Source organism: Streptomyces sp. W16 (assembly GCF_033194735.1).
Classification (GTDB): Bacteria; Actinomycetota; Actinomycetes; order Streptomycetales; family Streptomycetaceae; genus Streptomyces.
Window position 1 is genome coordinate 1 of sequence record NZ_JAWOAI010001200.1, and the last position, 808, is coordinate 808.

Annotated in this window: 1 protein-coding gene; it reads right to left on the bottom strand. The window is 75.5% G+C overall.

Annotation, left to right across the window (positions count from 1 at the left end):
* A partial coding sequence (locus tag R6V09_RS54190; protein WP_317888694.1) for a serine/threonine-protein kinase occupies positions 1-808 on the bottom strand: 808 nt, incomplete at both ends.

Sequence of the window (808 nt, forward strand, 5' to 3'; positions counted from 1 at the left end):
CCCTGGACATGGCCCGGAGGCCCGCCCGGGACGTGGCCCGGAGGTCCGAAGTCGGCGTTGCCCGGCGGCCGGTCGGGGGTGGACCAGCCGCCCGGTGCCGGGCCGAAGCCTTCCGGCATGGGTGTGTGCCCCGGTACCGGACCGGCCGACAGCGCCACCCGCTCCAGACCGTGTGCCGCCGTCTCCGGTGTCGACCTCAGCACCGGGTCCTTGACCAGCAACCCCTGGAGCACGGGCGCCAGTTCGCCCGCGCGGACGGCGGGCGTGGGCTCCTCGCCGAGCAGGGCCGTGAGGGTCGCGTAGTCGCCGTGGCGGTCGAAGGGGCCACGGCCCTCGACGGCGGCGTACAGCGTGGCGCCCAGGGAGAACAGGTCGGCGGCCGGGGTGGGCGGCTCGCCGCGGGCCCGCTCCGGGGCGGGGTAGCCAGGGGTGCCGAGGATGCCGGCGGTGGCGGTGAGCCGGGGTTCACGGGACTCGGGCTGGAGCGCGATGCCGTAGTCGGTGAGCAGCACGCGCGCGTACGGATCGCCCGAAGCGTTCGGTGCCAGAAGGATGTTGGCCGGTTTCACATCCCGGTGCAGGATGCCGATGCGGTGGCCGGCGGTGAGCGCGTCGAGGACGGCGAGCCCGATACGGGCGACCTGTGCGGGCGGGAGCGGTCCGGAGCGCCGGACGACCGCCTGGAGGTCGACGCCGTCGGGGACGTACTCCATGACGATCCAGGGCAGGCCCTCGTGGATCACCACGTCGTGCACCGTCGCCACATGCGGGTGGCCGCGCAGCCGGGCGGCGTGCCGGGCCTCGCTGC